Source organism: Actinoallomurus oryzae, assembly GCF_039541955.1.
GTDB lineage: Bacteria > Actinomycetota > Actinomycetes > Streptosporangiales > Streptosporangiaceae > Actinoallomurus > Actinoallomurus oryzae.
Map to the genome: position 1 here is coordinate 19,279 of NZ_BAABHF010000050.1, position 17,418 is coordinate 36,696.

General features: G+C 70.3%; 16 protein-coding genes. 15 read left to right on the forward strand and 1 reads right to left on the reverse strand.

Features of this window, described 5'->3' with window-relative positions; all coding sequences use genetic code 11:
- Positions 1 to 12 precede the first annotated feature (12 nt).
- From trpS to ABEA10_RS41910, 3 genes are read left to right on the forward strand one after another with little or no spacing between them, the layout of a single operon-like run.
- Entirely contained in the window at positions 13 to 1,056 is a 1,044-nt protein-coding gene (trpS, locus tag ABEA10_RS41900; protein WP_329251056.1) for a tryptophan--tRNA ligase, read from the forward strand.
- A complete protein-coding gene (locus tag ABEA10_RS41905; RefSeq protein ID WP_345473788.1) occupies positions 1,049 to 1,588 on the forward strand; it encodes a 2'-5' RNA ligase family protein in 540 nt (179 codons plus the stop codon). The genes trpS and ABEA10_RS41905 overlap by 8 nt, the downstream gene beginning before the upstream one ends.
- 59 nt (positions 1,589 to 1,647) lie before the next feature.
- The gene (locus ABEA10_RS41910; protein ID WP_345473790.1) at positions 1,648 to 2,691 is read left to right on the forward strand and encodes a YihY/virulence factor BrkB family protein; all 1,044 of its coding nucleotides are present in this window, start codon (positions 1,648 to 1,650) and stop codon (positions 2,689 to 2,691) included.
- A gap of 73 nt (positions 2,692 to 2,764) precedes the next feature.
- Here the strand turns inward: ABEA10_RS41910 and ABEA10_RS41915 are convergent, their stop codons facing one another.
- A complete protein-coding gene (locus tag ABEA10_RS41915; RefSeq protein WP_345473792.1) occupies positions 2,765 to 4,324 on the reverse strand; it encodes a D-alanyl-D-alanine carboxypeptidase family protein in 1,560 nt (519 codons plus the stop codon).
- A gap of 67 nt (positions 4,325 to 4,391) precedes the next feature.
- Here ABEA10_RS41915 and ABEA10_RS41920 point away from each other — a divergent pair, with 67 nt between their 5' ends.
- The 12 genes from ABEA10_RS41920 (at position 4,392) to ABEA10_RS41975 (ending at position 17,371) form a co-directional block, all read left to right on the forward strand.
- Entirely contained in the window at positions 4,392 to 4,607 is a 216-nt protein-coding gene (locus ABEA10_RS41920) for an SCO4848 family membrane protein (protein WP_425551029.1), read from the forward strand.
- Between the two features lie 119 nt (positions 4,608 to 4,726).
- Positions 4,727 to 6,340 carry an acyl-CoA mutase large subunit family protein gene (locus ABEA10_RS41925; protein ID WP_345473796.1) on the forward strand — a complete coding sequence of 538 codons (1,614 nt, stop codon included), beginning with the start codon at positions 4,727 to 4,729 and terminating at the stop codon, positions 6,338 to 6,340.
- A gap of 123 nt (positions 6,341 to 6,463) precedes the next feature.
- Complete coding sequence (locus ABEA10_RS41930; RefSeq protein WP_345473798.1) at positions 6,464 to 7,237, forward strand: maleylpyruvate isomerase family mycothiol-dependent enzyme; 774 nt, start codon at positions 6,464 to 6,466, stop codon at positions 7,235 to 7,237.
- Positions 7,238 to 7,486: 249 nt separating this feature from the next.
- Positions 7,487 to 8,653 carry a glutamate--cysteine ligase gene (locus ABEA10_RS41935; RefSeq protein WP_329251075.1) on the forward strand — a complete coding sequence of 389 codons (1,167 nt, stop codon included), beginning with the start codon at positions 7,487 to 7,489 and terminating at the stop codon, positions 8,651 to 8,653.
- Complete coding sequence (locus ABEA10_RS41940; RefSeq protein ID WP_345473801.1) at positions 8,640 to 9,923, forward strand: amidohydrolase; 1,284 nt, start codon at positions 8,640 to 8,642, stop codon at positions 9,921 to 9,923. Before ABEA10_RS41935 ends, ABEA10_RS41940 begins: the two co-directional genes overlap by 14 nt.
- 267 nt (positions 9,924 to 10,190) lie before the next feature.
- Entirely contained in the window at positions 10,191 to 11,222 is a 1,032-nt protein-coding gene (locus tag ABEA10_RS41945; RefSeq protein ID WP_345473803.1) for a BMP family lipoprotein, read from the forward strand.
- 75 nt (positions 11,223 to 11,297) lie between these two features.
- A complete protein-coding gene (locus ABEA10_RS41950; RefSeq protein ID WP_345473804.1) occupies positions 11,298 to 12,854 on the forward strand; it encodes an ABC transporter ATP-binding protein in 1,557 nt (518 codons plus the stop codon).
- Positions 12,851 to 13,942, forward strand: a complete 1,092-nt coding sequence (locus tag ABEA10_RS41955) for an ABC transporter permease (protein ID WP_345473806.1) — start codon at positions 12,851 to 12,853, stop codon at positions 13,940 to 13,942. Before ABEA10_RS41950 ends, ABEA10_RS41955 begins: the two co-directional genes overlap by 4 nt.
- A complete protein-coding gene (locus ABEA10_RS41960) occupies positions 13,939 to 15,195 on the forward strand; it encodes an ABC transporter permease (protein ID WP_345473808.1) in 1,257 nt (418 codons plus the stop codon). The genes ABEA10_RS41955 and ABEA10_RS41960 overlap by 4 nt, the downstream gene beginning before the upstream one ends.
- Positions 15,195 to 15,587 (forward strand): cytidine deaminase, encoded by a 393-nt coding sequence (locus tag ABEA10_RS41965; protein ID WP_345473810.1) that lies wholly within the window; start codon positions 15,195 to 15,197, stop codon positions 15,585 to 15,587. The genes ABEA10_RS41960 and ABEA10_RS41965 overlap by 1 nt, the downstream gene beginning before the upstream one ends.
- A 2-nt stretch (positions 15,588 to 15,589) precedes the next feature.
- Positions 15,590 to 16,867 (forward strand): thymidine phosphorylase, encoded by a 1,278-nt coding sequence (locus tag ABEA10_RS41970; RefSeq protein ID WP_345473811.1) that lies wholly within the window; start codon positions 15,590 to 15,592, stop codon positions 16,865 to 16,867.
- A gap of 51 nt (positions 16,868 to 16,918) precedes the next feature.
- Positions 16,919 to 17,371 (forward strand): NUDIX hydrolase, encoded by a 453-nt coding sequence (locus ABEA10_RS41975; protein ID WP_345473813.1) that lies wholly within the window; start codon positions 16,919 to 16,921, stop codon positions 17,369 to 17,371.
- Positions 17,372 to 17,418: the final 47 nt, after the last annotated feature.

The following is a 17,418-nucleotide window of genomic DNA, read 5'->3' on the forward strand; positions in this document are numbered from 1 at the left end:
GAGAATTCACCTATGCCCACCGAGCCGAATCCGCCGACGACCCGGCCGGACGGCGTGCGTCCGCGCGTACTGTCCGGCATCCAGCCGACCGCTGACTCGTTCCACCTCGGCAACTACCTGGGCGCGCTGCGCCAGTGGGTCGCCCTGCAGGACACGCACGACGCGTTCTACTGCGTCGTCGACCTGCACGCGATCACGGTCCCGTACGACCCGGAGGTGCTGCGGCGGCGCACGCGGGTGGCGGCCGCGCAGCTGTTCGCGATCGGGATCGACCCCGAGCGCAGCACGCTGTTCGTGCAGAGCCACGTGCGTGAGCACGCCGAGCTGGCGTGGGTCCTCGGCTGCCTGACCGGGTTCGGCGAGGCGAGCCGGATGACGCAGTTCAAGGACAAGTCGGCCAAGCAGGGCACCTCCGCGACCTCGGTCGGCCTGTTCACCTACCCGGTGCTCCAGGCCGCCGACATCCTGCTCTACCAGGCCGACCAGGTGCCGGTGGGCGAGGACCAGCGGCAGCACCTGGAGCTGACCCGCACGCTCGCGCAGCGCTTCAACCACCGGTTCGGCGAGACGTTCGTGACGCCGGAGGCCTACATCCCCGAGGCCACCGCGAAGATCACCGACCTGCAGGAGCCGACGGCCAAGATGAGCAAGTCCTCATCGTCGCCGCAGGGCATCCTCGACCTGCTCGACGACCCGGGCCCGCTGCGCAAGAAGGTGATGCGCGCGGTGACCGACACGGGCACCGAGATCGTCGCCGACGAAGAGAACAAACCCGGCGTTACTAACCTTTTGCGCATTTACTCCGCGTTGAGCGAGACGCCGATCCCGGACCTGGAGAGCCGGTACGCGGGTCAGGGGTACGGCGCGCTGAAGAAGGACCTCGCCCAGGCGGTACTCGACACCTTCACGCCCATTCGCGAGCGCACCGAAAAGCTCCTCGCCGACGAAGAACAGCTCGATCGCCTGCTGGCCCGCGGCGCCGACCGCGCGAGCGCCGTCGCCCGGCAGACCATGGACGCCGTTCGCGATCGGGTCGGGTTCCTGGGCCGTGCCTGACCCGGCGGAGCGGACCATCGGGGTGGCCATCCCGATACCCGACCCGTACGGCCGGGAGCTCCAGCGGTCGCGCGAGTCCTTCGGTGATCCGCTCGCCCGCTCGATCCCGACGCACATCACGCTGGTGCCGCCCGTGCGCATCGCCTCGGCGGCGCTGGAGGGGATCGAGGAGCACCTGCGCGCGGTGGCGGCGCGGGAGCGGCCGTTCCGGATCATGCTGCGCGGCACGGGAACGTTCCGCCCGGTCTCGCCGGTGGTCTTCGTCGCGCTGGCCACCGGCATCAGCGAGTGCGAGCACCTGGAGCTGCGCGTACGCCGCGGCCCGCTCGACCACACGCTGAACTTCCCCTACCACCCGCACGTCACGGTCGCCCACCACCTGTCCGACGACCTGCTCGACCGGGCCTTCAAGGAGCTGTCCGAATACCAGGCGGAGTTTCCGGTCCGGGGATTCTCGCTGTACGAGCACGGCGTCGACGGCGTCTGGCGGCCACGGCGTGACTTCGCGTTCGGCACCGCCGGTTCGGGATGATTCCGAAGTCGGGTTTCGGCCTTTTGCATTTTTGTGCCCTGCCGGGGTAGTCCGTCGAAATGACGGCGGTCCTGGACAGCGTGCGCCGGTGGGCCACCGCGGGCGAGGATGCCGTGAAGCGCGTGCTGCGCCGGGCGCGTGCCCGCTGGCGGACGGTCGACCACCTCGGCCGCGCCTACATCCGGTACCGCGACCAGCGCGGCGACCGGATGGCCGCCGCGCTCACCTTCTACGGCTTCCTGTCGTTCTTTCCGCTGGTCGCCCTGGCGTTCGCCGTCACCGGTTACGTCGTGGCGATCAGCCCGCACGCGCGCGAAGCCGTCGCCAAGGCGCTCGACCAGCTCCTGCCCGGGCTGTCCCACCGGCTGCCGGTCGAGCAGATCGCCGCGGCCAAGGCGGGCGCGAGCGTGTTCGCCCTGCTCGGGCTCGCCTGGAGCGGTCTCGGCTGGATCGGGGTCTGGCGCGAGTCGCTGCGCACGATCTGGCAGGGTGCCGAGGGCGAGGGAAACCCGGTCGTCAACCGGCTGCGCGACCTCGGCGTGCTGTGCCTGCTCGGGCTGGTGCTGCTCGCCTCGGTGGTCCTCTCCTCCACGGCCTCCTCGACCACGCACGCCGTGCTCGGCTGGTTCGGCCTCACGGACGTGACCGGTGCCGGCATCATCCTGCGGCTCATCGCCCTGGCCATCGCGGTCGTCGCCGACGGCGTGATCTTCTTCATCCTGTTCACCACGCTCGCCGGCACCAGGGCGTCCTGGCGCCACCTGCTGCGCGGATGCCTGTTCGGCGCCATCGGGTTCGAGGCGCTCAAGATCGTCGGTGCCCTGTTCATCGCGCACACCATGCGCAACCCGGTGTACGCCTCCTTCGCCGTGATCGTCGGGCTGCTGGTGTGGATCAATCTCGCCTCGCGGTTCATCCTGTTCGCCGCCGCGTGGACGGCGACCCGCCGGGTGATCCTCGCGGTGGACGCCAAGCCCTCCGAGGAAGAGGGCAAGGACGAGGACGAGAAGGACGACAAGGACGAGGACGACAAGGGCAAGGCCGACAAGGACGACAAGGACAAGGCCGACAAGGACGAGAAGGGCGACGCCGGGGACTCCTGACGGTCAGGGGCGCGCGGGTTCGTCGCCGTGCGGCTTAGAGCCCGCGCGGATAGGGACTGCGCTACGCGCGCCCCTATCCGCGCGGGCTCTTGTCGCCGTCGGGAGGGTCGAACGGCCCGCGGTGGCTCCGGTCGTCGACCACGGTGTCCTCCGCGTCGTCCCGCACCGTGTCCTCGGCCCGGTCCTCGGCCGTCGCACCGTTGGAGGCGGCGTCGGCGACCGTGTCCTGGCCGGACGGGGTCCCCGGCTCGTCGGCTGGACCGTTCTGCGTCGGGTTCGGCACCGTCGACCACGAGTCCGGGCGGGGGCGGTCGCCCGGGTTCAGGGGCGCACCGGCCACCTTCACGTCGCCGGGCGGCGTGCGCCGGGTGCGCGGCGGGTTCGCGTCCGGGCTCTCGGGCGTGGCCCAGGCGCCGTCGCCCGCGCCGTCCGCGGACGGTGTGTACGGGTCCGGGCCGGCCGCGGCGGGACGGCGTCGGCGCCGCAGGCCCAGCGTCAGGCCGGCGATGATCGCGACGGCCGCGCCCGCGGGCAGGCCGATCTTCCACCAGTCGAGGTCGCCGGAGGACGTGGTCCGTCCGCCGGCCGCCTGCTTGTGCGCGACCGCCTTCGGCGTGGGCTTGGCGGGCGGCGGGATCGGGTCCACGAGCGTGCCGACCGGCTCGGCCTTGTCACGCTCGGCGAAGCCCCAGTCGAGCAGGGCGCGGGCGTCGGGCCAGAAGTCGGACTGGGCGTGCATGAGGGAGATGATGATCGTGTGCCCGTTACGCCGGGCGGCGCCGACGAAGCTGCCCAGCGCGTGGCTCGTCCAGCCGTTCTTGCCGCCGATCATGCCGCGGTAGCGGTTGCCGACCAGGAGATGGTCGTGCGTGCCGATCTCCCAGCCGCCGGTCTTCTTGCCCTTCTTGCGCTCCTCCTTGGTCGGCGGCGCCGGCCAGTGGTAGGTCGTCGCCTTCACGTACTTGATGAAGTCCGGCAGGGTGAGTCCCTGCTTCATGATCAGCGCTAGGTCGTACGCGGAGCTGTGCTGCTGCGCCAGGGTGAGTGGCGGGTCGTCGTCGAGGCCGTTGGGCGTACGGGCCACCGTGTCGTTCGCCCGGATCCGCTTCGCCTCGGCGTTCATCGCCGCGAGTGTCGTCTTCATCCCGCCGCCGGCCTCGGCCAGGGCGATGGCGGCGTCGTTGCCGGACTGCATCAGCAGGCCGTGGAACAGCTGGTCGACCGTGTAGGACATCTTCTCGTCCAGGCCGACCGCCGAGCCGGAGGCGTTGACGGCGTTCAGCGAGGGCCGGACCTTCTTCTTCGGGTCGAGCCGGGGGATCAGCGTGATGGCGGTGAGCGTCTTCAGCGTGCTCGCCGGGCGATAGTGGCCGTGCGGGTTCTTGGCCGCCAGCACGCGGCCGGTCTCCAGGTCCGCGATGACGTACGAGGACGCCTCGATGTGCGGCGGCTCCGGCACGCTCTTGTCCCGGATGTACCCGTGGCTCGCCAGCCTGTCGCCGCCGACGGTGTCCCCGGCGGGAGGAGTGGCGGCGAGCACGGCGCCTGCGGGTGCGGCACCGGCGGGAACCGCGAACCCGCACAGACACCCCGCAGTGCCGCAGAGAGCGAACAAAGAGACGACTTTTCTCATGGCGGCCCATCACTAGACGACCGGTACTTGAGTGACCACTTCGGTCTACCCGCGATAATGGTGCCTGATGAACATCTCTCGGCGCGCATCCGGATTTGTACTTGGTCTTGCCGCATTCATGATCTTTGAATGGCTCATGCTCGCGAAGAATCTGGGTAGCGGCCCGGGCCGGCCCACGGCGTACTACGTGCTGCACGGGATCCTGGTATGTGTGAACATCGTGCTGGCGGTCATCCTCGGCGTCATCGGCTGGCGGGCGTGGGCCTCCCCGCGGCGCGGATAACACCAGGAACCGGAGCGGCGAGCCGACGAGCGAGCGGAGCGGCCGGTGAGGGACGAGCCGTCCGCGTAGCGAGTGAGGAGGCGAGCGCGACCATGGGGACGAGTGGAAGGGTGAGGGGCATGGATTCGGAGTCCGGACTGCCGATCCAACCGGTCTACGGCCCGGGAGCGCCGGCCGGCTGGGATCCCGCGACCGCGTTGGGCGAGCCGGGCGGATTCCCCTACACCCGTGGCGTGTACCCCACGATGTACACCAGCCGCCCGTGGACGATGCGCCAGTACGCCGGGTTCGGCACGGCGGCCGAGTCCAACCGGCGCTACCACCAGCTGATCGAGGCCGGCACCGCAGGCCTGTCGGTCGCCTTCGACCTGCCCACCCAGATGGGCTACGACTCCGACGCGAAGATGGCGTACGGCGAGGTCGGCAAGGTCGGCGTCGCGATCGACTCCATCGAGGACATGCGCCTGCTGTTCGACGGCATCCCGCTCGACCGGGTGTCGACGTCGATGACCATCAACGCGCCCGCGGCGGTGCTCCTGCTGCTCTACCAGCTCGTCGCCGAGGAGCAGGGCGTCTCCGGCGACCGGCTCACCGGCACGATCCAGAACGACATCCTCAAGGAGTACATCGCCCGGGGCACCTACATCTTCCCGCCCAAGCCGAGCCTGCGGATGGTCGCCGACACCTTCCGCTACTGCCGCGACGAGATCCCGCGCTGGAACACCATCTCGATCTCCGGCTACCACATGGCCGAGGCGGGGGCGACGCCCGTACAGGAGATCGCCTTCACGCTCGCCAACGCCAAGGAGTACGTCCGCGCGGCCGTCGAGTCCGGCCTCGACGTCGACTCCTTCGCGCCCCGGCTGTCGTTCTTCTTCGTGGCCCGCACCACGCTGCTGGAAGAGGTCGCCAAGTTCCGCGCGGCCCGCCGGATCTGGGCGCACATCATGCGCGACGAGTTCGGCGCGAAGAACCCCAAGTCGCAGATGCTGCGCTTCCACACCCAGACGGCCGGCGTCCAGCTCACGGCGCAGCAGCCCGAGGTCAACATGGTGCGCGTCGCCATCCAGGCGCTCGGCGCGGTCCTGGGCGGCACCCAGTCGCTGCACACCAACTCCTACGACGAGGCCATCGCGCTGCCCACCGAGAAGGCGGCCCGGCTCGCCCTGCGCACCCAGCAGGTGATCGCGAACGAGTCCGACCTGACGAGGACCGTCGACCCGTTCGCGGGCTCGTACGCCGTCGAGTCGATGACCGACGACATCGAAGACGCGACCCGGGCGCTGATCGACCAGGTCGAGGAGCTCGGCGGCGCGGTGAACGCGATCGAGAAGGGCTTCCAGAAGGCCGAGATCGAACGCTCCGCCTACCGCACCGCGCTGGAGATCGACAACGGCGAGCGCGTCGTGGTCGGCGTCAACAAGTTCCGCATCGAGGACGACGAGCCGTACGAACCGCTCCGCGTCGACTCGGCGATCGGCGAGGCGCAGGCCGCCAAGCTGGCCAAGCTGCGCGAGGAGCGCGACGGCGCCGAGGTGAGCCGGCGGCTCGACGAGTTGCGCGCGCTCGCCGAGAAGGAGGGCGCGCAGGCCGAGGGCGGCGACCTGTCCGCCGGCCACGCCAACCTCCTGTACCCGCTGCGCGAGGCGCTGCGGGCCCGTGCCACGGTCGGCGAGGTGTGCGACGCTCTGCGCGACGTCTGGGGTGTGTACGTTCCGCCGGACGCGTACTGATTCCGGAGCGGCGAGCCGACGAGCGAGCGGAGTGGACGGTGAGGGACGAGCCGTCCGCGTAGCGAGTGAGGAGGCGAGCGCGACCATGGATACGAGCGCGACCATCGAATACTGGAGGCGGGAATGGCCGAGACGGCCTGGCAGGCGAACATCGACGGCTTCGAGCAGGCGGCGCGGTCCATGATCGCGCTGGCGGGCGAACTGAGCCCGGCCGACTGGGACCGCCCGACGGAGTGTCCGGGCTGGTCGGTCAAGGATCAGTACTCTCATATCCTGGGAGTCGAACGCTGGCTGCTCGGCGACGCCGACGACGGTGAGGCCCGCACCACGGCCAACACCGGCCTCGACGTCGAGGCGCGCCGCGCCGACCCGCCGGGTGAGATCCTCGGCGACCTGCGCGACGTCATCGAGCGCCGCATCGCCCAGCTGCGTTCCGGAGCGGTCGACCTGAGCGAGGTCATCACGACCCCGTTCGGGGCGTCCATGCCCTACGGCGACTTCATGCGTCACCGCGCCTTCGACGTGTGGATGCACGAGCAGGACGTGCGCCGGGCGGCCAGGCGGCCGGGCAACCTCGACGGGCTCGCGGCGGACTGCTCGCGGCTGATCCTCGAACGCTCCCTGCCGTACGTGGTCGGCAAGCGCGCGGCGGCCGAACCCGGGCAGGCCGTGGTGGTCGAGACGCCGGAGCACCGCTGGTGTGTCGTCGTCGGCGACGATCGGCGGGCGCGGTTCCACGACGACGGTGTCGATCCGACCGTACGGCTGCGGATGGAGTGGGAGACGTTCTTCCGGCTCGGCGGTGGCCGCGTGACGGGCGACGCGGCCGACGTGGAGGTCAGTGGCGACCCCGACCTGGCGCGCCGCGTGCTGGCGGGCATGGCGATCACGCCCTGACCTGATCAATTTGATCATTAGTAGGGATTGCGCGTAGCCGAAACGGGTGGCGGCGATGAGCGGACGGGTGCTCAGCTTGAGTCAACCGCTCATCGCGGGGCAAAGACGTCGGGAGGCCGGGCGCCATCGGCGGCATCATGGTCACCTGATCCGGCGTGGGGCGCGGTCGCTGCCGCGCGTCGGACGTCCTGGCCGGATTGTGCCACGTACGCGGCATTAACCTGCAAGGATTGAGATCGGAGGTTGGCCGTGGCCATCGAGTTCAACGCATCACGAGGGGCGACTCTCGGCGTCGAGTGGGAGCTTCAGCTCGTCGACGCCGAGACCATGCGCCTGCGCCAGGACGCGCGTGAGGTGCTGGCCGCGCTGCCCGGCCCCAGCGATGCCCGGGAGAACCCGAAAATCCGGCACGAGCTCATGGAGTCGACCGTCGAGATCGTCACCGGTATCTGTGACACGGTCTCGGAGGCCCGCGCCGACCTCGCCGCGACAATCGCCGACCTGCGGTCCGTGACCGACCCGCGGGGCACCGCGCTCGCCTGCACCGGCACCCACCCGATCAGCGACTGGCGCGACGCCGTCATGGCACCGGTCCAGCGCTACGCCGAGCTCGTCGAGCAGATGCAGTGGCTCGCGCGGCGCATCCAGACCTACGGCGTGCACGTCCACGTCGGCGTGCGCTCCCCGGAGAAGGCCGTGCCGATGGTGAACGCGCTGTCGGCCTACCTGCCGCACTTTCTCGCGCTGACCGCCTCCAGCCCCTTCTGGAGCGGCCACGACACCGGCCTCGCCTCGAGCCGGGCGATCGTGTTCGGCCAGCTCCCCACGGCCGGGCCGCCGCACCTGCTCGCCGACTGGGGCGAGTTCGAGGACTACATGGACACGCTGCTGCGGGCCGGCACGATCCGCAGCATCAAAGAGGTGTGGTGGGACATCCGGCCGCATCCGGACTTCGGCACCATCGAGATCCGGATGTTCGACGGCATCCCGACCCTTCGTGAGGTCGGCATGGCGGCGGCGCTCTGCCAGTCGCTCGTCGAGCTCTTCGACCACCAGCTCGACCGGGGCTACACCCTGCCGAGTCCGGCCACCTGGGTCGTACGCGACAACAAGTGGCGTGCGACGAGGTACGGCCTGGACGCCATCGTCATCACCGATGACCAGGGCACGACGGCCCCGCTCCGCGACGAGCTGTACGAACTGGTGCACGAGCTGGAGCCCATCGCGGACCGGCTCGGCTGCGCCGAAGACCTGAAGGTCGTCTCGGAGGTGCTCGACCACGGCGCCCCGTACGAGCGTCAGCGCGGCATCATCGCCGCCGGCGGCTCGCTCGAGGACGTCGTCGGCGCCGGCATCACAGAGTTCCGGGAGGACAGATTCGTGAATCCACGGGAGGTGACACATGCGGGGATCTGAACTCCGCGGAGGTGAGCCCACGGACGAGCCTGGGACGGGAGAGTTGCGGGCGCAGCTCGACTCCTACCTCACCGGTCAGGAAGACCGGCTGATCGCCTTCCGGCGCGACATCCACATGCACCCCGAGCTCGGCTACGCCGAGCACCGCACGACCGCCTGCATCGCGGAGGAGCTGACCGCGGCCGGGCTGCACCCGGTGCCGCTCCCCAAGGGCACGGGCCTGATCTGCGAGGTCGGCTGCGGCGACGGGCCGGTCGTGGCCCTGCGCGCCGACATCGACGCGCTGCCCCTGCCGGACGAGAAGGACGTCCCCTACCGCTCGACGGTGCCGGGCGTCACGCACGCCTGCGGACACGACGTCCACACCACCGTCATGCTGGGCGTGGCACGGTTCTTCGCCCAGCAGGCGAAGGCCGGCCGGCTGCCCGGCCGCGTGCGCCTGATCTTCCAGCCGGCCGAGGAGAACCCCGGCGGCGCCCTCGACGTCATGGCGGCCGGCGGCATCGCCGGCGTCGACCGGATCTTCGCCCTCCACTGCGACCCGCGCGTGGAGGTCGGGCAGGTCGGCCTGCGGGTGGGCCCGATCACCGCGGCGTGTGACAAGGTCACGGTCCGCGTCACCGGCCCGGGCGGACACACCGCGCGCCCCCACCTGACCGCCGACCTCGTGTACGCCCTGGCGAAGATCGTCACGGAGCTTCCGGCCGCCTTCTCCCGGCGGGTCGACCCCCGCTCCAGCCTCAGCCTCGTGTGGGGGCGGGTGTCGGCGGGCTCGGTCGCCAACGCGATTCCGGACGAGGGCATCGCGCAGGGCACCGTGCGCTGCTTCGACGACGAGGCGTGGCACGCGGCACCCGACCTGATGAAGGCGCTTCTGGACTCCGTCGCGAGCGCGTACGACGTGAAGTCCGAGCTCGACTACGTCCGTGGTGTTCCGCCGACGATCAACGAGAAGTCGACCGTCGACCTCCTCCGCCAGGCCGCGAAGAACACCCTCGGCGAGGACAGCGTGGTGCCGACGCCGCAGAGTCTCGCCGGTGAGGATTTCGCCTGGTACCTGGAGTCGATTCCGGGGGCGCTCGCCCGGCTCGGCGTCGCCCCGCCCGGTATGGCCGGGGCCTACGACCTGCACCGTGGGACGTTCGACGTGGACGAGCGCTGCATCGCGAACGGCGTGCGGTTCATGGCCGCCGCGGCGTTGCTTGCGCTCGGCGAGGCCCGCAACAGCCCGGTCGAGCCGGAGGCCGTCGAGAGCGCCGCCACCGTATGACGCCGGTCCTGCGGCGCGCCGACGAGAACGCGCCGCAGGTGACCGTCGGCGACTCACGGCTCTCCGCTCGTGGCGAGGCAAGCGCCCGGACGGCACTCATAGGCCCTGACCTGTGACGATGCGCTTTCGCCTTGATAACGGACACGTTGCGACACGGTAGGTTTGTTTCGTCCGGTCCCCGGGGCCCAATAGGGTCCAAAAGATTCGTGCCAGTGGCACATTTCGGGTGGGGCTGGGACAAACGGAGGAGCTACCTTGCGCCGTGGAGTGAAGATAGTCGCCATCGCGGCGAGCGCGGTCATGGCGCTCAGCGCCGCCGGCTGTGGCGGGAAGAAGGCGACCACCGGTGGCGGCGGTGGCGACGGCAAGAAGAGCCTGAAGGTCGGCCTCGCCTACGACGTCGGCGGGCGGGGTGACAAGTCCTTCAACGACGCCGCGTACGCCGGCCTGCAGAAGGTCCAGAAGGAGCTGAAGCTCGACGTCAAGGACCTCGAGGCCAAAGAGGGCGAGAGCGACAACGACAAGATCCAGCGGCTCGAGCTGCTGGCCAAGTCGGGTTACAACCCGGTCGTCGCGGTCGGCTTCGTGTACGCCACGGCCCTCGGCAAGGTCGCTCCGAAGTACCCGAACACCAAGTTCGCGATCGTCGACGACGACACCATCCAGCAGCCGAACGTGACCGACCTGCTCTTCGCCGAGCAGGAGGGCTCCTACCTCGTGGGCGCGGCGGCGGCCAAGAAGTCCCAGACCGGCAACATCGGCTTCATCGGCGGCGTGCAGACCCCGCTGATCAAGAAGTTCGAGGCCGGGTACGTCGCGGGCGCCAAGAAGATCAACCCGAAGATCAAGGTCCAGATCAAGTACATCTCCCAGCCGCCGGACTTCAGCGGCTTCAAGGACCCGGCCAAGGGCAAGACGATCGCCCAGGGCATGTACGACCAGGGCGCCGACGTGGTCTACGCCTCGGCGGGCCTGTCCGGCACCGGCTCCCTCGAGGCGGCGACGGCCGCGAAGAAGTGGTTCATCGGCGTCGACTCCGACCAGTGGCAGACGGCGTCGGCGGCCGAGAAGCCGTACGTGCTGACCTCGATGCTCAAGCGCGTGGACACCGCGGTGTTCAACTTCGTCAAGAGCGTCGGCGACGGCACCGTCCAGAAGGGCGACGTCCGCTTCAGCCTCAAGAACGACGGCATCGACTACTCCACGTCCAACCCGCAGGCGCTGGGCGACATGACGACCACGCTGAACGACCTCAAGCAGCAGATCATCTCCGGAAAGATCACGCCGCCCGAGAAGTGACGGCGTTCAGTGCTCGGGCCCGGGAGGCCGGCCGACTCGGTCGCTCTCCCGGGCTCACTGGCGTAGGAGCAGCCCATGTCCACCACTGAGCCGGCGGTCGAGCTGCACGGCATCACCAAACGTTTCCCCGGTGTCGTGGCCAACCACGACATCGACATCGAGGTCGCGGCGGGCACCGTGCACGCGATCGTCGGGGAGAACGGCGCGGGCAAGTCCACCCTGATGAAGATCCTCTACGGCATGCAGCGGCCGGACGAGGGGACGATCAAGGTGGCCGGCGTGGAGGTCGCCCTCCACAGCCCGTCCGACGCCATCGCCCGCGGCATCGGCATGGTGCACCAGCACTTCATGCTCGCCGACAACCTCAGCGTGCTGGAGAACGTCGTCCTCGGCGCGGAGAAACTCCACGGCATCGGCGGGAGGGCCCGGCGGCGGATCAGGGAGATCTCCGACCAGTACGGCCTCGGCGTCGAGCCCGACCGCCTCGTGGAGCAGCTCGGCGTCGGCGCCCGCCAGCGCGTCGAGATCCTCAAGGTGCTCTACCGCGGCGCGAAGATCCTCATCCTCGACGAGCCCACCGCGGTCCTGGTGCCGCAGGAGGTCGAGGAGCTGTTCGGCAACCTGCGCGAGCTCAAGCGTGAGGGACTCACCGTCATCTTCATCTCGCACAAGCTGGATGAGGTGCTGTCGGTGGCCGACACGATCACGGTGATCCGGCGGGGCACCACCGTCGACACCGTACGGCCCGGCGACGTCACCGCCCGGCAGCTCGCCGAGCTCATGGTCGGCAGCGAACTGCCCGTACCCGAGCTGCGCGAGTCGACCGTGACCGACGTCCCCGTCCTGACCATGGACGGCGTGACCGTACGCGACGCCACCGGCCGCGCGGTCGTCGACGACGTCTCCCTGACCATTCACGAGGGCGAGATCCTCGGCATCGCCGGAGTCGAGGGCAACGGCCAGGCGGAGCTGGTCGAGGCGATCATGGGCATGCTGCCCCTCGACGCCGGCGTCATCCGGCTCGGCGACACCGAGCTGACCGGCATGGCCACCCGGCGGCGCCGCGAGGCCGGCATCGGTTTCATCCCCGAGGACCGGCACCGGCACGGCCTGCTGCTGGAGTCCCCGCTGTGGGAGAACCGCATCCTCGGTCACCAGACCCGGCCGCCCAACGTCAAACGGGGGCGGCGGGGCGGAGCCACGGGGGGGAAAGCAGGCGTGCTGATCGACCGGCAGGGCTTCCGGAGCGACACCGAGCGGATCGTCCGCGACTACGACGTACGAACGCCGAACATCGACGTCACCGCCGCCTCGCTGTCCGGCGGCAACCAGCAGAAACTGATCGTCGGCCGGGAGATGTCGAACGACCCCAAGCTGCTCATCGCCGCCCACCCGACACGCGGCGTCGACGTGGGCGCGCAGTCGGCGATCTGGGACCACCTGCGGCACGCGAGAGCCGAGGGCCTCGCGGTGCTGCTCATCTCGGCCGACCTCGACGAGCTGATCGGCATGTCCGACACGCTGCGGGTGATCCTGCGCGGCCGGCTCGTCGGCGAGGCCGATCCCGCCACCATCACACCGGACCAGCTCGGCTCCCTCATGACCGGCGCCGGAGAGGGGAGCGCCGCGTGATCTACCGCCTGTTCGCGAGGTCCTGGACCCGCACCCTCGTCGCGGCGTTCGTCGCGCTCGTCTTCTCGATCGCCCTCACCTCGATCGTGCTGTCGATCAGCGGGTTCAACCCGCCGTCGACGTTCCAGGCGATGTTCGAGTTCGGCAAGGAGCCGGACAGCATCGTCAACACGCTGAACAAGGCGTCGAGCTACTACCTGTCCGCGCTCGCCGTGGCGGTCGGGTTCCGGATGAACCTGTTCAACATCGGCGTCGACGGACAGTACCGGCTGGCCGCGATGCTCGCCGCCGCGGCGGGCGGCGCGTGGAACCTGCCCGTCGTGCTCCACCAGATTGTCATCGTCGCCGTCGCGGTGCTGGTCGGCGGCCTCTGGGCGGCCGTTCCCGCCCTGCTGAAGGTGACCCGCGGGGTGAGCGAGGTCATCTCGACGATCATGTTGAACTTCATCGCCACCGGCATCATCGCCTACCTGCTGAATCCCGGCCGGCTCGCGGTGCAGCTCGGCCCGAACAACATCGGCACCAAGACGATCTCCCACTCCGGGCGGGTACCCGGCACCCCCTTCCCCGGCACCGACCTGAAGCTCTACAGCCTCCTGGTGCTCGCGATCCTGGCCGGCATCGGCTTCTGGTTCATGATCAACCGGACGAGGTTCGGCTTCGACCTGCGGGCGACCGGTCTGTCGCAGAGCGCGGCCGTGGCCAGCGGTGTCGACGCCCGGCGCATGGTCGTCATGGCCATGGTCATCTCCGGCGCGATCGCGGGCCTGATCGGCATGCCGCAGCTGCTCGGGGAGTCCTACACCTACTCCCTGAACTTCCCGACCGGCATCGGGCTCACCGGGATCGGCATCGCGCTGCTCGGCCGCAACGGCCCGGTCGGCATCGCGTTCGCGTCACTGCTGTGGGCGTTCCTGGACGTGTCATCGCAGATCCTGGACTTCAACGACATTCCCAAGGAGATCGTGGCGATCACCCAGGCCGCGGTGCTCCTGTCGGTGGTCGTCGTCTACGAGGTCGTCAACCGGGTCGGCCAGCGCATCGACCAGCGGCATGTCGCCGCCCAGCTCGGAGAGGTCGCCGCATGATCGAGCAGGAGATCCGGACTCCGGCGCCGGACACCGGCGACCGCGAGCGGCGCCGTACGCGGGTACTGGTCGTCGGCGGGGGCATCTTCGTCGCGCTGATCCTGCTGCGGCTGATCACCGGCGAGTCCGACATCACCTCCAGCGGCACCATGGGCGCGACCCTGGCCCTCGCGGTGCCGATCGGCATGGCCGCGCTCGGCGGCATGTGGTCCGAACGCTCCGGCGTCATCAACATCGGCCTCGAAGGCATGATGACCTTCGGCACCTGGGGCGCGGCCTTCGCGTCGTACTTCAGCGGCAACCCGTGGCTCGGGCTGCTCGGCGGCATCGTCGCCGGAGCCGTCGGCGGGCTGCTGCACGCGGTCGCGACGGTGACGTTCGGCGTCGACCACATCGTGTCCGGCGTCGCGATCAACATCCTCGCGCCCGGCGTGACGCGGTACCTGTCGGACCTGCTGTTCACCGACGAGAAGGGCGGTGGGGCGACCCAGTCGCCGCCGCTGCCGAGCTTCCCGACGTGGAGCGTGCCCGGGGTCGGCAAGCCGCTCGGCTCGCTGGAGAAGCACCACTGGATCCTCGTCTCCGACCTGGCGGGCCTGGTCCGCGGCGTGCTGACGGACCTCTCGCCGATCACGCTGCTCGGCATCCTCCTCGTGCCGGTGTCGTACTACCTGCTCTGGCGCACCGCGTTCGGATTGCGGCTGCGCTCCTGCGGGGAGAATCCGGTCGCCGCCGAGTCGCTCGGCGTGAAGGTCTACCGGATGAAGTACTCCGCCGTGGTCATCTCGGGCGCGCTCGCCGGTATCGGCGGGGTGTTCCTGGCCATGGTGGCGTCCTCGAACTACCAGGAGGGGCAGGTCAACGGCCGCGGCTACATCGGCCTCGCCGCGATGATCTTCGGCAACTGGCGGCCGGGCATGGTCGCCGGTGGCGCCGGCCTGTTCGGGTACACCGACGCGCTGCAGCTGCGCGGCGGCGCCGGCGCGGTGCACGCCATGCTGTTGCTGATCGGCATCGGGCTGCTGGCGCTGGCGGTCTGGCGTGGGTACCGGCGGCGGGTCCTCGCGGCGGTGATCTCAACCGTGGTCGCCGTGGGCGTGCTCGTGTGGTTCTTCCTGACCGACGCGCTGCCGCGGGAGATCGTCACGTACAGCCCGCACATCACGACGCTGCTCGTCCTCGCGTTCGCCGCGCAACGGCTGCGGATGCCCGCCGCCGACGGCATGCGTTATCGACGAGGCGGAGGACACTGATGGCCGACATCGACTGGCCCGCGCTGCGGGAGGCGGCCCGTGCGGCCATGGCCCGCGCGTACGCGCCGTACTCCGGCTATCCGGTCGGCGCCGCGGGCCTGACGGACGACGGCCGGATCGTGACCGGCTGCAACGTGGAGAACGCCTCGTACGGGGTGGGGCTCTGCGCGGAGTGTGGCCTGGTCTCGGCGCTGCACGGCACCGGCGGCGGACGCCTCGTCGCGGTCTCGGTGGTCGAGGGCCACGGCGACCCGGTGATGCCGTGCGGGCGCTGCCGCCAGCTGCTGTGGGAGCACGGCGGGCCGTCGATGCTGCTGGAGACCACGCGCGGCGTACGGCCGATGAGCGAGGTACTGCCTGACGCGTTCGGCCCGAACGACCTGGAGAAATGACCATGAGTTTCGACGCGGTCGACGTCATCCGTACGAAGCGCGACGGTGGTTCGCTGAGCCCGGAGCAGATCGACTGGGCGGTCGCCGCGTACACGCGCGGTGAGATCGCCGAAGAGCAGATGGCCGCGCTGGCGATGGCGATCCTGCTGCGCGGGATGACCCGGGCCGAGGTCGCGCGGTGGACCGAGGCCATGATCCGCTCGGGCGAGCGGATGGACTGGTCCCGGCTCGACCGGCCGACCACCGACAAGCACTCCACCGGTGGCGTCGGCGACAAGATCACGCTCCCGCTGGCGCCGACGGTCGCCGCCTGCGGCGCGGCCGTCCCGCAGCTGTCCGGACGCGGTCTGGGCCACACCGGCGGAACGCTCGACAAGCTGGAGTCGATCCCGGGCTGGCGGGCGTCGCTGTCGAACGAGGAGATGCTGGGCGTCCTGGACAAGGCGGGAGCGGTGGTGTGCGCCGCCGGCTCGGGCCTGGCCCCGGCCGACCGCAAGCTGTACGCCCTGCGCGACGTCACCGGCACGGTCGAGTCGATCCCGCTGATCGCCAGCTCGATCATGTCCAAGAAGATCGCCGAGGGTACGGGCGCGCTGGTGCTGGACGTGAAGGCGGGCTCGGGCGCGTTCATGAAGAACGTCGGCGACGCGCGCGAACTGGCCCGGACCATGGTCGGCATCGGCAGCGACCACGGCGTGAACACGGTGGCCCTGCTGACCGCGATGGACACTCCGCTCGGCCTCGCCGTCGGCAACGCGGTGGAGGTGGCGGAGTCGGTGGAGGTCCTGGGCGGCGGCGGCCCGGCGGACGTGGTCGAACTGACCGTGGCGCTGGCCCGCGAGATGCTCGCGGCGGCGGGCCTGACCGGCGCGAAGGACCCGGCCGAGGCACTGCGCGACGGCTCGGCGATGGACATCTGGCGTTCGATGATCAGCGCCCAGGGCGGCGACCCGGACGCCGCGCTGCCGGTCGCGAACGAGACCTGTCAGGTGACGGCCCCGGCGACGGGCGTCCTGTCCCGGCTGGACGCGTACGGAGTGGGCGTGGCGGCGTGGCGCCTGGGCGCCGGCCGCGCCCGCAAGGAGGACCCGGTGTCGCACGCGGCGGGCATCACGTTGCACGCGAAGCCGGGCGACCGCGTCCGCGAGGGCGAGCCGCTGCTGACCCTGCACGCGGACACGGCCGACCGCTTCGGCCGGGCCCTGGAGGCGTTGGAGGGCGCGTACGAGGTCGGCGAGGCGTTCACCCCGCCCCCACTGATCATCGACCGCATCGCATGAGAACCTGAGCGCGCCCCGCCCCGTCGCGGTATCGATCTGGAGAATGCTGAGGTGACCCGTTTCCGCGTCGCCGCATACGTGATCAGGCACCGCTCCGTCGCCGAACTCCTGGTCTTCGACCACGTCGGCCTGCCGCAGGCGGGCACCCAGGTGCCCGCGGGCGGTGTCCGTCCAGGTGAGGAGCTGGAGCAAGCCGTATTGCGCGAGGTCGCCGAGGAGACCGGCCTGCTCACCACCTCGGTGATCAGGCCGATCCTCGTGGAGGACAAGCCCCATCCCGACACCCGTCAGCCGCGCCGGACCACCTACTTCCACCTTCAGGCGCCCGCGGACACGGCCGACGCATGGCGGCACACCGTCGGCGGCGGTGGAGACGACGCCGGTCTGACGTTCGCCTGCCGTTTCCTGCCACTGCCGCTCGAACGACCGCTGGCGGACGATCAGGACGCATGGCTGGGTCATATCGATCCCCGGTGGAGGACCCCGACCGGCGACCGTCGATAACTTGTGGATAACTCCGCCCTCCGGACCCTGTGGCGGGGGACAAGGCA

Bases quoted from the DNA above. Each gene is read 5' to 3' on its own strand.
- ABEA10_RS41940 (WP_345473801.1), top strand. From the start codon at position 8,640: ATGCGGGGATCTGAACTCCGCGGAGGTGAGCCCACGGACGAGCCTGGG.
- ABEA10_RS41950 (WP_345473804.1), top strand. From the start codon at position 11,298: ATGTCCACCACTGAGCCGGCGGTCGAGCTGCACGGCATCACCAAACGT.
- ABEA10_RS41930 (WP_345473798.1), top strand. From the start codon at position 6,464: ATGGCCGAGACGGCCTGGCAGGCGAACATCGACGGCTTCGAGCAGGCG.
- ABEA10_RS41970 (WP_345473811.1), top strand. From the start codon at position 15,590: ATGAGTTTCGACGCGGTCGACGTCATCCGTACGAAGCGCGACGGTGGT.
- ABEA10_RS41915 (WP_345473792.1), bottom strand. From the start codon at position 4,324: ATGAGAAAAGTCGTCTCTTTGTTCGCTCTCTGCGGCACTGCGGGGTGT.
- ABEA10_RS41910 (WP_345473790.1), top strand. From the start codon at position 1,648: ATGACGGCGGTCCTGGACAGCGTGCGCCGGTGGGCCACCGCGGGCGAG.
- ABEA10_RS41960 (WP_345473808.1), top strand. From the start codon at position 13,939: ATGATCGAGCAGGAGATCCGGACTCCGGCGCCGGACACCGGCGACCGC.
- ABEA10_RS41920 (WP_425551029.1), top strand. From the start codon at position 4,392: ATGAACATCTCTCGGCGCGCATCCGGATTTGTACTTGGTCTTGCCGCA.
- trpS (WP_329251056.1), top strand. From the start codon at position 13: ATGCCCACCGAGCCGAATCCGCCGACGACCCGGCCGGACGGCGTGCGT.
- ABEA10_RS41925 (WP_345473796.1), top strand. From the start codon at position 4,727: ATGGATTCGGAGTCCGGACTGCCGATCCAACCGGTCTACGGCCCGGGA.
- ABEA10_RS41965 (WP_345473810.1), top strand. From the start codon at position 15,195: ATGGCCGACATCGACTGGCCCGCGCTGCGGGAGGCGGCCCGTGCGGCC.